16 protein-coding genes and 1 tRNA gene are annotated in these 15,798 nt (G+C 60.6%); 2 read left to right on the top strand and 15 right to left on the bottom strand.

Translation table 11 applies throughout. The features are described 5' to 3' along the window. Window positions 1-80: 80 nt before the first annotated feature. From C3Y91_RS34615 to C3Y91_RS34550, 14 genes are all read right to left on the bottom strand, one after another. The gene (locus C3Y91_RS34615) at window positions 81-647 is read right to left on the bottom strand and encodes a phosphotransferase-like protein (RefSeq protein ID WP_130680943.1); all 567 of its coding nucleotides are present in this window, start codon (window positions 645-647) and stop codon (window positions 81-83) included. Between the two features lie 74 nt (window positions 648-721). Next, window positions 722-2,212, bottom strand: a complete 1,491-nt coding sequence (locus C3Y91_RS34610; protein ID WP_130660831.1) for an MDR family MFS transporter — start codon at window positions 2,210-2,212, stop codon at window positions 722-724. A gap of 258 nt (window positions 2,213-2,470) precedes the next feature. Beyond that, on the bottom strand, window positions 2,471-2,860 hold the full coding sequence (locus C3Y91_RS34605) for a hypothetical protein (RefSeq protein WP_024321062.1): 390 nt from the start codon (window positions 2,858-2,860) through the stop codon (window positions 2,471-2,473). Between the two features lie 118 nt (window positions 2,861-2,978). Further along, window positions 2,979-3,290 carry a hypothetical protein gene (locus tag C3Y91_RS34600; protein ID WP_018072396.1) on the bottom strand — a complete coding sequence of 104 codons (312 nt, stop codon included), beginning with the start codon at window positions 3,288-3,290 and terminating at the stop codon, window positions 2,979-2,981. Window positions 3,291-3,324: 34 nt separating this feature from the next. Then, window positions 3,325-3,483, bottom strand: coding sequence for a cbb3-type cytochrome oxidase assembly protein CcoS (gene ccoS, locus C3Y91_RS34595; RefSeq protein WP_018072397.1), 159 nt, complete (start codon window positions 3,481-3,483; stop codon window positions 3,325-3,327). Beyond that, window positions 3,484-5,751, bottom strand: a complete 2,268-nt coding sequence (locus C3Y91_RS34590; protein WP_024321061.1) for a heavy metal translocating P-type ATPase — start codon at window positions 5,749-5,751, stop codon at window positions 3,484-3,486. Window positions 5,752-5,764: 13 nt separating this feature from the next. Then, window positions 5,765-6,571 (bottom strand): DUF2189 domain-containing protein, encoded by an 807-nt coding sequence (locus C3Y91_RS34585; RefSeq protein ID WP_024321060.1) that lies wholly within the window; start codon window positions 6,569-6,571, stop codon window positions 5,765-5,767. Window positions 6,572-6,589: 18 nt separating this feature from the next. Continuing rightward, window positions 6,590-6,781, bottom strand: a complete 192-nt coding sequence (locus C3Y91_RS34580) for a hypothetical protein (protein WP_024321059.1) — start codon at window positions 6,779-6,781, stop codon at window positions 6,590-6,592. Then, the gene (gene ccoP, locus C3Y91_RS34575) at window positions 6,781-7,659 is read right to left on the bottom strand and encodes a cytochrome-c oxidase, cbb3-type subunit III (protein ID WP_024321058.1); all 879 of its coding nucleotides are present in this window, start codon (window positions 7,657-7,659) and stop codon (window positions 6,781-6,783) included. The genes C3Y91_RS34580 and ccoP overlap by 1 nt, the downstream gene beginning before the upstream one ends. After that, entirely contained in the window at window positions 7,650-7,820 is a 171-nt protein-coding gene (locus C3Y91_RS34570; protein WP_018072402.1) for a CcoQ/FixQ family Cbb3-type cytochrome c oxidase assembly chaperone, read from the bottom strand. The genes ccoP and C3Y91_RS34570 overlap by 10 nt, the downstream gene beginning before the upstream one ends. A gap of 17 nt (window positions 7,821-7,837) precedes the next feature. Then, window positions 7,838-8,590, bottom strand: a complete 753-nt coding sequence (gene ccoO / locus C3Y91_RS34565; RefSeq protein ID WP_130654497.1) for a cytochrome-c oxidase, cbb3-type subunit II — start codon at window positions 8,588-8,590, stop codon at window positions 7,838-7,840. A gap of 3 nt (window positions 8,591-8,593) precedes the next feature. Then, on the bottom strand, window positions 8,594-10,237 hold the full coding sequence (ccoN, locus tag C3Y91_RS34560; RefSeq protein WP_130660835.1) for a cytochrome-c oxidase, cbb3-type subunit I: 1,644 nt from the start codon (window positions 10,235-10,237) through the stop codon (window positions 8,594-8,596). Between the two features lie 352 nt (window positions 10,238-10,589). Continuing rightward, window positions 10,590-10,665 (bottom strand) — tRNA-Thr (locus tag C3Y91_RS34555). A 110-nt stretch (window positions 10,666-10,775) separates the two neighbouring features. After that, window positions 10,776-11,735: an NAD(P)H-dependent flavin oxidoreductase gene (locus tag C3Y91_RS34550; RefSeq protein ID WP_168576349.1), complete on the bottom strand. Its 960-nt coding sequence runs from the start codon at window positions 11,733-11,735 to the stop codon at window positions 10,776-10,778. Between the two features lie 287 nt (window positions 11,736-12,022). Here C3Y91_RS34550 and C3Y91_RS34545 point away from each other — a divergent pair, with 287 nt between their 5' ends. Further along, entirely contained in the window at window positions 12,023-13,210 is a 1,188-nt protein-coding gene (locus C3Y91_RS34545; protein WP_130654499.1) for a regulator, read from the top strand. Window positions 13,211-13,290: 80 nt separating this feature from the next. On the opposite strand, the gene ppk2 is transcribed toward C3Y91_RS34545, so the two are convergent. Further along, entirely contained in the window at window positions 13,291-14,172 is an 882-nt protein-coding gene (gene ppk2 / locus C3Y91_RS34540; protein ID WP_130654500.1) for a polyphosphate kinase 2, read from the bottom strand. A 241-nt stretch (window positions 14,173-14,413) separates the two neighbouring features. Between ppk2 and phoR the strand changes: the two genes are divergently transcribed. Further along, complete coding sequence (phoR, locus tag C3Y91_RS34535; RefSeq protein ID WP_130685864.1) at window positions 14,414-15,637, top strand: phosphate regulon sensor histidine kinase PhoR; 1,224 nt, start codon at window positions 14,414-14,416, stop codon at window positions 15,635-15,637. Window positions 15,638-15,798 lie beyond the last annotated feature (161 nt).

The raw sequence follows: 15,798 nt of genomic DNA, 5'->3' as shown, positions 1-15,798 counted from the left end.
TTGCGATAACGACATGCGTAAAAACAAAGACCTAAAGCGCAAGGAGCGAATCTGAAAGATTGCGCGAAGGGCTGCACCCCTCAGGCGCCGCAAGCCACAACATGATCCCGTATTGCCGCAGCACTTTCCAAAGGCGACCTGAACGTCACATCCAACGTCAGCGCGTGTTGGTGCGGAATATCAAGAACCACGGCCTGTTGGCTTCGGCTCCTCGACGTCTCGACGTCGGTGGTTTTCAAATGGTTGCGCCGTGCGGGGGAGGAAACGCGACGCGCCAGTTCTTCTTCGGCACAAAGCAATCTCACCGGAACGAAGACCGCGGCGCCCTGTGTGGCGGCGTCGACGAACTGTTGGTACGTCCGCGCGCTGCGCACATCGCCTTCGACACCGGCGTGGGTGAAGATGAAATTCGCCGACAGGCTGCTATAGGCGGTGATCGCATCCAGCACGGCCTGCCGGATCCTACCAGTGTACTCCCAGACGCCCTTAGGCAGCGGAGCGGTCTGATCCTCGTCGAGGAGGCGCAAGATCGGGTTGTTGAACCAGTGATTATCAACAATCTTTGCTGATATCAGCGAGCCGAGTTCTCGAGCGATTGTCAGCTTCCCGACGCCCGGAAACCCCAGGAGCAGCACGAAAACACTCATCGTCCGATAACTCTCCCAACACAATCCACCGCTGTGGAAACGCAGCATATCTGCGTTTCCACAAGCCGAACCGCTTAATGCGAAGCCGCCTCGCTTGCGACCGCCGCCCCCTCGCGCTTCTGGCTAGGACCGACCGGGATCAGCCAGGTGGTGAAGAAGGTGAGCACCGCGACGATGACGACGCCCCAGAAGCTCCAGTGCAGAGCCGCATTGAAGACGGCGCGGATCGCCGGATCGGCGGCGAGCGCCGAAAGCCCGGTCGGCTGGTTCAGTGCGTCATGCAGGCCTGCCGCCGCCTCGCCGCTCGCATAGTGGTTGATGCCGGCATTGAGGATGGCGCCGAGCACGGTGGCGCCGAGCGTATTGCCGAGGCTGCGGGAAAAGATGATCGAGGCTGTGGCGCTGCCGCGCATCGACCATTCGACGCTCTCCTGCACCAGCACGATGCTGGTGAGGCTGATGAGACCCATGCCGAAGCCCATGAAGAAGGAGCCGGCGCCGGCAACGACCGGCGAACTGTCAGGTGTCAGGAACAACAGGAAACAGGCACCGAAGGGAAACATCAGGCTGCCGACACGCAAGGTGCGGCGGATGCCGAAGGCCTTGTAGAAGCGGCCGGAGAGGATCACCGCCAGAGGCCAGCCGACGACGAGCATGGTGAGCGTGAAGCCCGCGACAACAGGCGAACGGCCGAGCACGCCCTGCACATAGATCGGCAGGATTGTCGAAAGCCCGATCAGCGCCATGCCGGCAAGCAGCGTCGCCGCATTGCTGGTCGCAATCAGCCTTCGGCTCCAGAGCGGGATCGAAATGATCGGTTCCGGCGCCCGCTTCTCCTGGGCGAGAAAGAAAAGGCCCGCGACCACGAAGACGGCGAAAAGCGAAATCAGGATCCAGGCGCTCGCATCGGTTTCCGTCAGCATGACGAGAAGTGCGACGATCGAGATCGAAAACAGCGCCGCTCCGAGGTAATCAATCTTTGCCTGCTTGTGCGCCACGTCCTCCTTCAGGAAGATCATGAAGGCAATGATCGAAATGATGCCGATCGGCAGGTTGATCCAGAAGATCCAGGCCCAGGAAATGTTGTCGACGATGATGCCGCCGGCCAGCGGCCCGACGACGGCCGATGTCGCCCAGACGGTTGCCATGAAGCCCTGCACGCGGCCGCGTTCCTCGAGCTTGAAGAGATCGCCGATGATCGTCGTCGTGACCGGCTGGATGGCGCCGGCGCCGAGCCCCTGCAGCAGCCGGAACAGCACCAGCGACATCATCGACCAGGCAAGCCCGCAGAGCAAAGAGCCGACCAGGAAGATCAGGATGCCGCCGATCAGCACCGGCTTGCGCCCGAAAATGTCGGAAAGCTTGCCGTAGATGACCGTCGTCGTCGACTGCGCCAGCAGGAAGGCCGAAAACACCCAGCTGTAATAGGAAAACCCGCCGAGCTGCCCGACGATGCGCGGCATCGCGGTCGCCACGATCGTCGCCTCGATCGCCACCATGAAGGTTGCGAGCATGATGGTGGCGACGATAAGCACGCGGTTCGAGCGTTGCGCTGCATTCGACATGACGATCCTCTTCGGGTGCTCCGCAGATGCCGGAAATATCGGCAGGCTGGCGAGATGTGGGGCGATGCGCCGCTTGCGGAGTGATGTGGCTCTTTTACGTCTTCAGGGCCGAACGGTAAAGCAGGCCGCGACCGGTTTCTGACGGCAGCGATCCTTTTCGCGCCATGTCAGGGAAGTTTCGGTCAAAAGCGAAGGCCCGGGCAGAGCGACGCCGGGCCTTCATCCTGTCGGGAGGGAAGGGGAACAATCGCCCTATCCTCATTGCGGGCACGCATCGCCGACCGAGCCGGTATCCGTCCCCGTGCCGGCCGCCCCCGCGCAACCCGGCGTCTGCTGCAGGTTGGGATTGACCCCGCCGGGATTGATCGTGCTGCGGCCGCTGTTGAGATTGACGCCGCCATTGCCGGTCGTGCTGCCGGTGGTGCCGGAATCGATGCCGATAGACCCGGTGCCCGTTGCGCCGCCGCCGACAGACCCCGTGCCAGCTGACCCGGCGCCGGCGGAACCGCCGCCCGAACTCCCCGATCCGCCGATAACAGGCGCCACCGAAAGCCGCCCATTGGCATCCGCACCCCCGGCCGTCTGCGCCAGCGCCGGGCCAGCCAGACCGATCGAAAGCAGTGATATCGCGATGAACTTGCAGGACATGATTTTCTCCATGCTTGTTGTCTCAGGGAGAAAACTTGATCCCCGGGGGCATTGTTCCGGGATGGGTTGGGCTGGTTGGCACTATTGCGCCGGAGGCGGTGACCCCGGCTTAGCCTCTTCAGCCCTGACGATCGCTGCGGGCGGGTACCGTTATTCCCCTGGTTACCGCGAAAATCGCTCCAAACATTCCGCCGACGACGATCCCTGCAGAGCCGCCCGCCAACGCCGCAATGAGGCAGTAGGCGATCCAGGAACCAACGCTGGATGCACCAGACAGGAACAAGGTGGAAACGACGCCGATTGCTCCGCCAAGGATGCCCAAGACAATGGCAACCCCCGTCACAGCCTCCGATGGATCAATGGTGCGGATGCGTGGCGCTTGGGCGGTATCATGTTCAACCGGCGGAGACTGGCGATCCGTGTCTTCCATTCGACCCTCCTTCAAAGCATTTACGATCGATCCTTCAGCCGCCGAGAGGCTTGTCGTCCTTTTCAGACAATATCCTTTCCGCTGCGCCATCCAGATCTTCGTACTGACCGGTGCGCAGGGACCAAAGGAAGGCACCAAGCCCGGCGATGCCCATGAACAGAGCTATGGGTATCAGAAACGACAATGCGCTCATTTATCCCACTCCCGCCAGCTTATTTATCCGCCGCATTTCCCGCTCTGGTGGCGTGCCGTCGATCTCAAGCCTCATCGCATTCGCGACGACCAATATGGACGACGTCGACATCGCTATCGCGGCGATGAGCGGGTTGGCATAGCCCAACAGTGCGAGAGGAATGCTGCACGCATTGTAGACGGCGGCCAAAGCGAAATTTTGGCGGATCAGCACGGCCGCACGACCCGCCGTCGTCAGCGCGACCTTCATTCCGTCCATGTCTCCATTGAGCAGGATGAAATCGGCGGCGCTGCGACCGATGTCGCTTCCTGATGCCGGAGCCATGGAAACATGCGCGGCCTTCAGCGCGACCGCGTCGTTTATTCCGTCACCAATCATCATCACCTTGCGACCGAGACTGCGCAACGCATCGATCGCCTCGGCCTTGTCCTTGGGGAGGGCGGCGGCTTTTACCGAGTCGATTCCGACTTCCCGTGCCACTGCAAGAGCCGCTTCGGGGACATCGCCGGTCAGCATTTCGACGGCGATGCCGCGACTCTTCAAGAACTGCACCGCCATCGCCGACCCGGCTCGAACCTTCTCTCCAAAAACGAACGAGGCAAGGATTTCTCCCTGTCGTGTCAGGACGACAGTCGAAGCTGCGGCAGTCCGGTCATCTGCATCGCCGCTCGCCGCCCATGCCGCTCGCCCAAGTCGATAAACTTCCCCTCGGAAAGACGCCTCGAGACCGTTGCCTGGTAACTCCCTGACGTCATCGAGCGCGAGAGCCTCCCACTCGCGCCGTGAGGCGTAATCCGCGATCGCTCTCGACATCGGATGGCTCGAAAACTGCGACAGCGACGCAGCCAGTGAAAATTCCAGTGGTCCGGTCCAGTTCCCGGTCAACAGCCTCGGCTCGTATTGCGTCAGCGTACCGGTCTTGTCTAAAACGACGGTGTCGATTTCCGCCAAACGTTCCAATGCCGATCCGTCCCGTGCCACGATGCCCTGGGTGAACAATCTGCGTGCTGCAACGACCTGAACCATCGGAACCGCCAACCCCAGCGCACAAGGGCAGGCAATGATCAAGACCGAGATCGAAATCGTCAGGGCGAGGTGGATGTCCTGTGTCACCGCAAACCACGAAAGGAATGTCAGTACCGACAGTCCGTGTATAACAGGAGCATAGAGACGCGCGGCCCTGTCTGCGAGTATCCGGTATTCAGAACGGCCGTCCTCGACCGCTTCCAGCATCCTATGCAGCTCGGCGACTGTCGAATCTCCCGGTGTGGCGGTGGCTTCGACAGTCAGGGGATGGCCGACGTTCAAATCTCCCGCGCAAACCTGTCCGCCTGGTCCAACCGTCTCCCAACGGCTCTCTCCCGTCAGCAATGAACGGTCAAGTTCCGACAGGCCGGAGAGAATCGTCCCGTCAGCTGGAATTCTATCGCCGGCGGCAATCAGGGTGCGGGTTCCGGAAATGATATCGCTCAGTGGGACATACTCGATCCGTCCGTCCGCGCGTATCACATTCGCGCCTTTCGGCATCATGTCGGCCAGAGACGCCGCCGCCGATCGCGCCCGCCGTCGCATCAGATGGTCCAGCGTGCGTCCGACGAGCAAAATGAAGATCAACGAGGTACTGGCCTCGAAGTAGGCTTGCCGTCCTTCGGCGAACGTGTCGTATACGCTGAGACCGAACGAGAGCAAGACGCCGATGCTGACCGGCACATCCATGTTTGCCCGACCGTGCACGAGCGCCCGCCACGCCGACCGGTAGAATGTCGCCCCGGAGTAGATCACGGCCGGTAGTGCGAGCGCGGCCGACATCAGGTGGAGCGTCTGACGTGTTGCCGGGTCCGCACCCGCCCAGACCGATACGGACAGCACCATGATGTTCATTGAGCAAAAGCCGGCGACTGCCAGCGCGCGCAGCAGGCCTGATATCTCACCGTCCGGTTGATCACGGCCTTCCGCCGGCAAGACGGCCGTGTAACCGATCGTTCCGATCAGGGCGGCAAAATCGGGCGGCGAACCATTTTCCGCTTGCCAATGGATGGTTACGCGCTTTGCCGTCAGATTGGCGCGCGCCATGTGAACTTCGGGGTGCTTGCCAAGGGTCGATTCCAGAAGCGCCATGCATGCGCCGCATCGCATGTCCGGGACGGACAAGGTGATCTGCCTGAGACCATTGCCCAAATCCCTGCTTGCCAACGCAACCTCGTCCACGCCCGGCCTTCTTGGTCCGGGCTCGTGGAGCGACGACGCAATTGACGCGCAGCAGGTCATTGTCCGTTCCTCGCTACCTCATTGCCTTGTAGGCATGCCATGTGGCGTGGCCGAGCAAAGGAAAAACGACGATCAGTCCGACAAGTCCTGTCAGCAGGCTGGCGAGGAAGAGGGCGAGCACGATCGCGCCCCAGACCACTGACGGTCCCATGTTGTTCCAGACCATGACAACGCTGACGCCCATCGCTGTGAAGGCGTCGATGCGCTCATCCAGCAGCATCGGGATTGAGAACACCCCGATTGCAAAAGCGAATCCAGCAAACAATGCGCCCACGCACAAGCCGACGATCAGCATGCCCCAGCCCGAGGGGGTGGTGACCAATAGCCTTGCTACGCCATCAAGGCCGGGGAACGGATTAACGCCGAAAAAGAGCGCGTAGATAATGACCGCCGCCCTCATCCAGAGCAGCATCACCATGCACAGCAGCATCCCCGTGAAAAACACCTGCCCTCCAGCTCTCGGCCGGACGAATAACATCTCCCGAAGCGTGATGCGCTCCCCGTTCGCCAAACTCCTGCTCTTGACATAGAGCCCTGCGGCAAAGAGCGGCGCGACGATCAATATGCCCGCCAATGCGGGAAAGAGAAGATAGTCGCGCTCGAGCCGAAACAGCATCACGGTGGCCGCCAACGCCAGTAAGAACACCACGAACCCGTAGGCTAGACTTGGCCAGGGTTGCCGGATCAAGTCCTGCCAGCCTTGGCCAAGCCAACCGAGAGGAGCACCGAGGGGCAGATGCCGCTGCCACTTGGGATCCATCGTCTCCTGTATCCCCGATACCTCGCTCCGATATCGGCCGGAAGTGTCGTCCTGCGGCATCTGATCCTCCTCGTGCGTTCAGCAAGCTGAAGCGGCGGCCCTGAATTGGTTGGGTTGCTGGCCTTTTTCCTTGATATGCTCGATGCAGGCGGGCTGGGTGGCGATCGCCATGTAAACAAAATGGGCGTTAGCGCCGACAAAGATCGCCCCGGTCAGCCCGATCAGCAGCCACTTGAAAGCGCGTGGTAAAGGTCTCTTCGCTTCGGGCATCACTGCTGACCCCCACCCAGCTTGTTCACATAAAGCGCGAGTATCTTTATCTCAGCTGGACTTAGGCGTTCGTCCCAGGTGGGCATATGTCCCTGCCGTCCGCCATGGATCGACTGGACGATTCGTTCGATGCCCCCGCCGTAAATCCAGCGGCCATCGGTCAGGTTCGGCGCACCGACATCCTGTTTGCCTTTGGCATCTTCGCCGTGGCATGCCACGCAGCTAGCCATGAACACCTCGCGGCCAGCAGCTATCTGGCTGGCGTCTGCGGCTTCGGTGGACGTATTGCTCAACGAATAGACATAGGCGGCGACGTCGCTCACCTGTTTTCGGTCGAGCATTTCGTCTGTTCCGAACGCAGGCATCTGCGACACGCGGCTTTGCGAGTGCGTCGTATTCACCCCCACCGTCATGGTCTGGACGATCTTTTCTGGTCCGCCACCCCAAAGCCAGTCGTTATCGGTAAGATCGGGGAAGTCTCGTCCGCCCTTGCCGTCCCTTCCATGACAGGCGGCGCAGTTGTCTCCGAACAACTGGTGGCCGCTGGAGGCCACCTTCTCCATCAGCTTTTCGTCGGCACGGATTTCATCAAAGGAACTGGTCTCGATCTTCTCGATCCAGGGCGCGCGCGACGCATCGGCTTCTATGATCTTTCGCTCTACCGCCTGCTTTTGACCCGTCCCGATCAGGCCCCTCGTATACGTGCTTCCAAGCGGCCAGGTCGGATACAGTATCCACCAGAGAGCGGCGAACAGGTGCGTGACGATCAGGAAGAGCAGCACTCCGCGCGGCACCGGAGTATCCAGTTCCTTGATGCCGTTCCAGATGTGTCCGGTCGTCTGGCGGCCTGTTATGGGATCGACTTCCTCTATCGCCATGGGGTGTCGTCCTTGTCGAATATCTCCGTTTCCGCCCGGTCGAAACGCGCCCTGTTGGAGGGCCAGAACGTGTAGACGACCACTCCGATCGAAAACAGGATGAGATACAGCAGGCCCCATACCTTGGACAGTTCCAACATGGTCTCGTGAGTAACATCCATTTCAATCCCCTGTGGCCTTAGTTGTTGGGGTTCGGCATCTGCTCCGGTGCCGCGGTGTTTTCATAGGCTGCGTTTGTCAACTCACCCAGGACCTGCAGATACGCGACCATGGCATCCATTTCGGTGACGTTGGTTTTGACACCGTCAAATACCGATAGCTGGGTTTTGTCCCCATAACGTTCCACGACGCCCGAGGATTGCTCGCTGTCAGGATTGGACTGTCCGTAAGCATCTGCGGCCGCGTTGGCGATCATTTCATCCGTGTACGGCACGCCGACGGCCCTCAGCGCGGCGAGATGGCCGCGCAAATCGGCCAGCTTGAGCTGGGTTGTCGCCAGCCACGGGTAAGAAGGCATGTTGGATTCGGGAACGACGTCACGAGGATTAATCAGGTGAGCCACGTGCCAGAGATCGGAATATTTCCCGCCGATGCGCGCCAGATCCGGACCCGTGCGCTTTGATCCCCACAGCATGGGATGGTCGTATTTGGATTCGACCGCAAGAGAATAAGGACCGTACCGCTCGACCTCGTCCCGCAGCGTTCTGATCATCTGGCTGTGGCAGGCGTAACAGCCTTCCCGGACATAGATGTCGCGGCCGGCCGCTTCGAGAGGGGTGTAAACTCTCATGTCCGGGGCGTCCTCGACCGTCTCGTGGATCGTGAACAGCGGGGCGATCTCGACAAGCCCGCCGACGCTTCCCGCTACAACGATAGCCAGCATAAACCCGACGGCCGTCCGTTCCAGTCTTCCATGCAGACGTTCGCTCATCTCTCACTCCGCCGGCGCGTTTTCGAGAAGGCCAGAAGTCAGGGGCGCGTCGTGAACTGCTCCCACGGCGGGAGCCGTTCGAACGGTCATCCAGATATTGAAGCTCGCCACGATCGCCCCAAGGAGGAAAAGCAGCCCTCCGAAAGCGCGTGCGATATAGTAGGGATACATCGCCAGCAGACTGTCGACGAATGAATAGACCAGGGTGTTGTCGGCTGAATATGTGCGCCACATCAAGCCCTGGATGATGCCGGAATTCCACATGGCGAAGACGTAGATGAGCGTGCCTGCAAGCGCCAACCAGAAGTGGACTTCGACCAGGGCCGAGGAATACATCCTTTCGCGTTTCCAGATCGATGGAACGAGTGTGTAGAACGCGCCGAACGTTATCATGGCGACCCAGCCCAGCGCACCGGCATGGACATGTCCGACCGTCCAGTCGGTATAATGAGACAGTGAGTTGACGGGTCTGATTGCCATGAAAGACCCCTCGAATGTCGACAGCCCGTAAAAGAACGCCGCCATCATGATGAAGCGAAGAGTGGCGTCGTCACGGACGCGGTGCCAAGCCCCGTTCAATGTCAGCAAGGCGTTTCCGGCCGATGCCCACGACGGAACGAGCAGCATGACCGAAAACGTCATTCCAAGGTTTTGCACCCAGATAGGCAGCGCGGTGTAATGGAGATGGTGGGATCCCGCCCACATGTAGAAGAAGGTAATCCCCCAGAAGCTGAGAATGGACAATCGATAGGAAAAGATCGGCCGCTCAGCGCGGATCGGCAGATAATAGTAGAGCATTCCCAGGAAGCCTGCCGTCAGAAAAAACGCCACGGCATTGTGCCCGTACCACCATTGGACCATCGCATCCTGTACACCGGCCCATACCGTGTAGCTTTTCGCCTGTCCGAACGATACGGGTACTGCCAGGTTGTTGACGATATGGAGGATCGCCACCACGATGATGAAGGCAAGATAGTACCAGTTGGCGACGTAGATGTGAGGTTCTTTGCGCCGTGCCAAGGTGCGTACGAAAAGCGCGAAATACGCGATCCAGACGATCACGAGCCAGATGTCGGCATACCATTCCGCTTCTGCGTATTCCTTGGACTGGGTAACGCCCATGAAATAGCCGCTGACGGCGATCAGACAGAAAAGATTATAGCCGAAGATCACGAACCAGGGGGAGAGTTGGTCGGCCAACCTTGCGCGCGATGTTCGCTGAACGACATGGAATGATGTCGCGATCAACGCATTTCCGCCGAAGCCGAAGATCACTCCGGTCGTGTGGGCCGGTCGTATTCGACCGAAGCTCGACCACGCCGTATCAAAATTCAGGCTCGGCCAGGCAAGCTGGGCGGCCGCCCAGACGCCGAAGAACATGCCAAAGATCGCCCAGGCCAATGTGAGCGCCACGCCCACCTTGATCGGATCGTCATAGTAGCTTGAAAAGCGCGAAGCATCCGGTTCTTCGCCGAAAGCCAAAGTCAGGATGTAGCAGAACAACGCGCCGCAATACACGAAGACGATAACGCCGTGTATGCCGAAGGGATCAAAGCGGCCAGCAGCGGCCATCGAGACGCCGACAACCATCAAAGCGATAAGTATAGCTGCCGCAAACCCCCGCTCTGCGCTCGTGAGCTGTCCCATTGTTCCATCCCCCCGGCTGTGCCGATGATGGTGCTCCACAAAGCGTTGAAAGGCAATCAGTTCTGCGAGTGTGCACACGCGAAGATAGACTAGATCGTCCATCACAATCGCTGTTGGGCCGATTTGGCCCTGAAACAGAAGACCGTATTATTCGGCCATGGGAGCGAACGTTCCCGTTGTCATTTGACCCAGATGAGCTTTGCCACTAGCCGAGACGCCACGCGTCTTTTCAGACGCAGAGACGCTTTAACGCTTTGAATTGCTTCATAATTCCTTAAGTCGATTCCGATTTGGGGAATGATGTAATAGGATGAGCGAGAAAATTGAAGCCGGCCGGAGCGCTTGAAAAGAATGGTGCCGCTTACAGGACTCGAACCTGTGACCCCATCATTACGAATGATGTGCTCTACCACCTGAGCTAAAGCGGCATTTCACGGCCGAAGCATGCGGCCTGCGATTTGCATGGCGCTGATACAGCCATTGTTGGAAGATTTCAAGCACCCTGTCATGGCTTTGGCAAAAAAGAGGGAAGGGCGCCTCAGAGCGCCAGCCGGGCGCGCGCCACCCTGTATTCGGCCTCCAGCCGGTCGACGAGATTTGCCACCGGCTCGACGGCCTTGACGGCGCTGATGCCCTGGCCGCTGCCCCAGATGTCCTTCCAGGCCTTGGCGCCGCCGACAGCCTGCTCGAAATCCATCTTCGAGACATCGGCTAAGGGGAGATTATCGGGGTCCATGCCGGCAGCCACGATCGAGGGCTTGAGGTAGTTGCCGTGCACGCCGGTGAAATAGTTGGAGTAGACGATATCGCCAGCGGCGCCTGCGACGATCGCCTGCTTGTAGGCGTCCGCGGCACGCGCCTCTTCAGTGGCGATGAAGGGCGAGCCGATATAGGCCATGTCGGCGCCCATCGCTTCTGCGGCGAGAATGGCGCCGCCGGTGGCGATGGCGCCGGCCAGCAGCAGCGGCCCGTCGAACCATTCGCGGATCTCCTGGACGAGCGCAAAGGGCGACAGCGTGCCGGCATGGCCGCCGGCCCCGGCCGCCACCGCGATCAGCCCGTCGGCACCCTTGCGGATCGCCGAATGGGCGTGGCGGTTGTTGATAATGTCATGCAGCACGATGCCGCCATAGGAATGCACGGCGGCGTTGACCTCGGGCACGGCGCCGAGCGAGGAGATCACGATCGGCACCTTGTATTTGACGCAGAGCGTAAGGTCGTGCTCCAGCCGCTTGTTCGACATATGGACGATCTGGTTGACGGCAAAGGGGGCGGCCGGCCGCTCCGGATGGGCGGCGTCGTGGCGGGCAAGCTCCTCGGTGATCTCGGCCAGCCATTCGTCGAACTGGCTTTCCGGCCGGGCGTTCAGCGCCGGAAATGCTCCGACGATGCCCGCCTTGCATTGCGCCAGCGTCAGCGCCGGATGCGAGATGATGAACAGCGGCGAGCCGATGACCGGCAGTCTCAATCTGTCCTTGAGGATCGGGGGCAGGGCCATGGTTCATCGCTTCCATTGACGTTTACGAAAACGTCAATCTCATAACAGAGATGAAAAGGCGATAAAAGAGCGGCTGCCATGCCTTCGTCGATTTCAGCCCGAATATATACGTCCGAGAAAGCTAATAGAATAAGGCCCGCAAGCGGTGAAACCTGCCGATATCCCTGCCGATCGATGGCGGCCCACCCTCGCAAGGCTTGCGGTTTGCCGCACTTGACGCTACCGAATTTTGATGGAGAACGGCGGGGATTGCAGTCCGATGCCGAATTCAAGGTGAAGGACTGAATGTGAGCGGATTAGAAACGGCCATCAGAACTGCGCTCGAGAATTCCGATCGCGATAATCCGGAGGTTCGAGCGAGGATCTATCAGTCGGCCCGCCAGGCGCTGGAAGCCGGGCTGCGCAAGCAGGATATCACCGACACCGAGGTCGTCGCCCATCACCGCCACCGCCTGGAGAGCACCATCCACGCCATCGAGGGCGAGGAGCGCGACCGCCTTCACCCCCGCCAGAGACCGCCTGAAGTGCCCGTGCCGCCGGTCGTGGAAATGCCGGCGCCGCCGGTTCACCAAGCCCAAGTCGACGAGTTCGACGGTCCGATGGTCTCAGGCGAGACCCGCGCGCCCGACGTTGCCCCGAACCGCGGCGACGAGTCCAGTCTTGACGACGTGCATGCCGGCAGTGCCGATCATCTGGCTGCCGCCCCTGTCGGCGAGGAACGCCTCGCCCGCGGTCAGCGCGCCACCAATATGGATTTCCGCCCGGAGCGGGCGGCAGGCCGCCGCAAGCCGCGCAAGTTTTTTTCGAGACTGCTCGTCTGGTGCGTGCTGCTGGCCTTCATCGGCATCGGCGCCTGGTGGGCGCATACATCGGGCCTGCTGATGACGGCGGCCGAACGCGACACCAGCGTCGCCAATCCGCCGGCAAGCACCCAGCCCGAGGATTTTACCGGCAATGACGACAGCGCCGGGAATGCCGCCTCCCACACCGATCAGCCGGTGACCATCGACCCGCAGAACAGTTTCTCGGCCGATTGGATCCCGCTGTTCAAGCCTGAGGACGCCGACAAGATTCAAAGCGGCCCGCGGGCGCGCACCGAAAAAATCGTCGAGAATGACGGCCCCGCCGTCCGGTTGATTTCCGAGAGCGGTACTGCCGATGGCAATATCTCGATCAGCGTTCCGCCTTCGGTGCTGCAGCAGCTTGCCGGCAAATCCTCGACCATCGCGCTGACGCTGCAGTCCACCACCGACGAGCCGACCCAGATCACCGTCGAGTGCAATTTCCAAACACTCGGCAATTGCGCCCGTCATCGCTTCAACGTCACCCGCGAGAAATCGGATGCGCTGCTGCAGGTGAAGTTCGACCGCTCGCTGGCGCCGAATTCGCCGGGCACGCTGACGATCAACAGCGATCTCGACGGCAAGGCGCGCGGCATCAACCTCTTCGCCATCCGCATCCTGCCGGGGCAGTAATCTCAGTCCCGGCAGAGCCGGTGACTCCGGTCCCGGCGGAGCCGGTGACCCCGTTTAGCCTACGCCTATTTCAGGAAGCCCTATTTCAGAAATCCAGGCCCTGAGCCGATGATCTCCGCGTCGACCGTGCCGAGCGCCTTTTTGTCCTTGCCGTCATAATCCATCTTGTTCAGCATGTGGCGGATGAGCTCGAGCCGCGCCCGCCGCTTGTCGTTGGCGCGGATCACCGTCCAGGGGGCGAAATCCGTATGGGTTTCCTTCAGCATCCGGTTGCGCTTGTCGCTGTAATCGCCCCATTTCGTCAGCGCCGCGATGTCCATCGACGACAGTTTCCAGACTTTCAGCGGATCGTGCCTGCGGTCGTGGAAACGCTTCAGCTGCATCTCGCGGCCGATATCGAGATAGAATTTGAAGAAGAAGATGCCCTCATGGGCGATGATCTTTTCGAGCTGCGGCGTCTGCTTGAGAAAGTCCTCATATTGCTGCGGCGTGCAGAAACCCATGACCGGCTCGACACCGGCGCGGTTGTACCAGGAGCGGTCGAACAGCACGAATTCGCCTGATGTCGGAAACTGCGCGACATAACGCTGGAAATACCATTGCCCCTGTTCGCGCTCGGTCGGCTTTGTCAGCGCCACGACGCGTGCAAGGCGTGGGTTCATATGCGCCGAAGAGGCCGAGATCGCGCCGCCTTTGCCGGCAGCGTCGCGCCCCTCAAACAGCGCCATCACCCGCTTGCCGGTCGCCTGCAGCCAGAACTGCACCTTGACGAGTTCGATCTGCAGCTTTTCCAGCTCCTCGAGATAGTCCTCCTCCTTGAGCTTCTTCTTGTAGGGAAAGTCGCCGGAGTCCAGCGCATGTTCGTCCACCCAGGCCGGCAGGGTAGGATCGTCGACATCGAAGGTGCGTTTCTTTCCGCGGATCTCCAGCTCCACGGCCCTGTTTTCGACGTCCTCGTCCATGTGATCCTCCTCAGCCTGATTGTTCTCTTCCCGCAGGCGAACATAGTTACCGTTGAAAATCAAATCTTTCGCGGTTGGCCGGCAATTTTTCGTGGCTTTCGGCTGCGGCCTTTCGCTTCAAAGCGACAGCCCGAAAACTTCTGTCATGAAATGCCGCTATCAGGCAGAGTTCAATATAGAGAAAAACGAATCGACGCCGCGAGGGCACTTGCAAGACGACACTCCGTGGAGAAAAAGCCTGTTGGCGCGCATAAGGCGCGAACGGCCGGTGCTGCTTGCAGCAATCCTCAGCGCGCTCGCCGCGCTTGCCGCCGGCATGAACAAGTGGGTTGTGCTTGTCCTCCTGCTTGTGATGATCCTCACCGCGCTTTTCAATGAGGCGCCGATCATCGCGGCCGAACCGGCCCCGCCGGTGGAGATCGAGCCGGAAGCGCCGCCAAGCCGCCTGCCGGAAGTTTCCGCCACGCTCTCCGGCCTCGATATCCCCGTCATGGTGCTGTCGGACGACGCCTCGGTGCTCTTCCAGAACCGCGCTGCCGAAAAGGCCTTCGGCGAGGTGGCGCTTGGCGCCCATATATCGGCCCGTATGCGCTCGCCCGGCGTGCTCGACATGGTGCGCGAAACCATCGCCACCAACGCGCCGAACCAGATCGAGCATTCCGAGCGGCTGCCCTCCGAGCGCGTCTATATCGTCCGCAGCGGGCCCATAGAATTCGCGGCCGATGACGGCGCGCGTGAGCGCTATTTCATCCTGTCCTTCCGGGATATTTCAGAGGTCCGCCGCATCGACCGCATGCGGTCGGATTTCGTCGCCAATGCCAGCCACGAGCTGCGCACGCCGCTTGCCTCGCTGCGCGGCTTCATCGAGACCATCCAGGGGCCGGCGAAGAACGATCTGAAGGCGCAGGCGCGTTTCCTCAACATCATGTTCGATCAGACGACGCGCATGAGCCGGCTGGTCGACGATCTACTGTCGCTTTCCCGCCTGGAGCTGAAATCGCACATCGCGCCGGATGAGAAGGTCGATCTGGTGCCGCTGCTCGGCCATGTCAGAGATGCTCTGTTGCCGCTGGCAAGGGATGTCGGCGTCGACATCAACCTGCATCTGCCCGACGGCAAGGTCGAGGTGCTCGGAGACCGTGACGAGCTTGTCCAGGTTTTCGAAAACCTGATGGAAAATGCTTGCAAATACGGCCAGGAGGGCGAGATCGTCGACGTCTGGCTGAAGAACGGCACCGGCCAGCCGGTCGAGGTCAGCATCGTCGACAAGGGTCCGGGCATTCCGGCCGAGCATGTGCCGCGCCTGACCGAGCGCTTCTACCGCGTCAGCATCGAGGACAGCCGCTCGAAAAAGGGCACCGGCCTCGGCCTTGCCATCGTCAAGCACATCCTCACCCGCCACCGTGCACGGCTGATCGTCAAGTCGGAAGTCGGCAAGGGCACCGATTTTACCGTCCGTTTTTGACGTATGTGTCGCGTGAGGAACGGAGAGGCTGCCGCAAATCTCTTCTCCCCTCGGGGAGAGCGACTGTCTTGTTTGTCAAGCGTTTTGCCATGGTCGTCCGTCCCTTATGATGGCGTTGAGGATGGTGAGCAGCTTGCGCATGGTTGCGACGGTGGCGACGA

This window comes from Rhizobium ruizarguesonis, assembly GCF_012349115.1.
GTDB classification, from domain to species: Bacteria; Pseudomonadota; Alphaproteobacteria; order Rhizobiales; family Rhizobiaceae; genus Rhizobium; species Rhizobium ruizarguesonis.
This window is presented reverse-complemented; position numbering and strand designations above follow the sequence as displayed.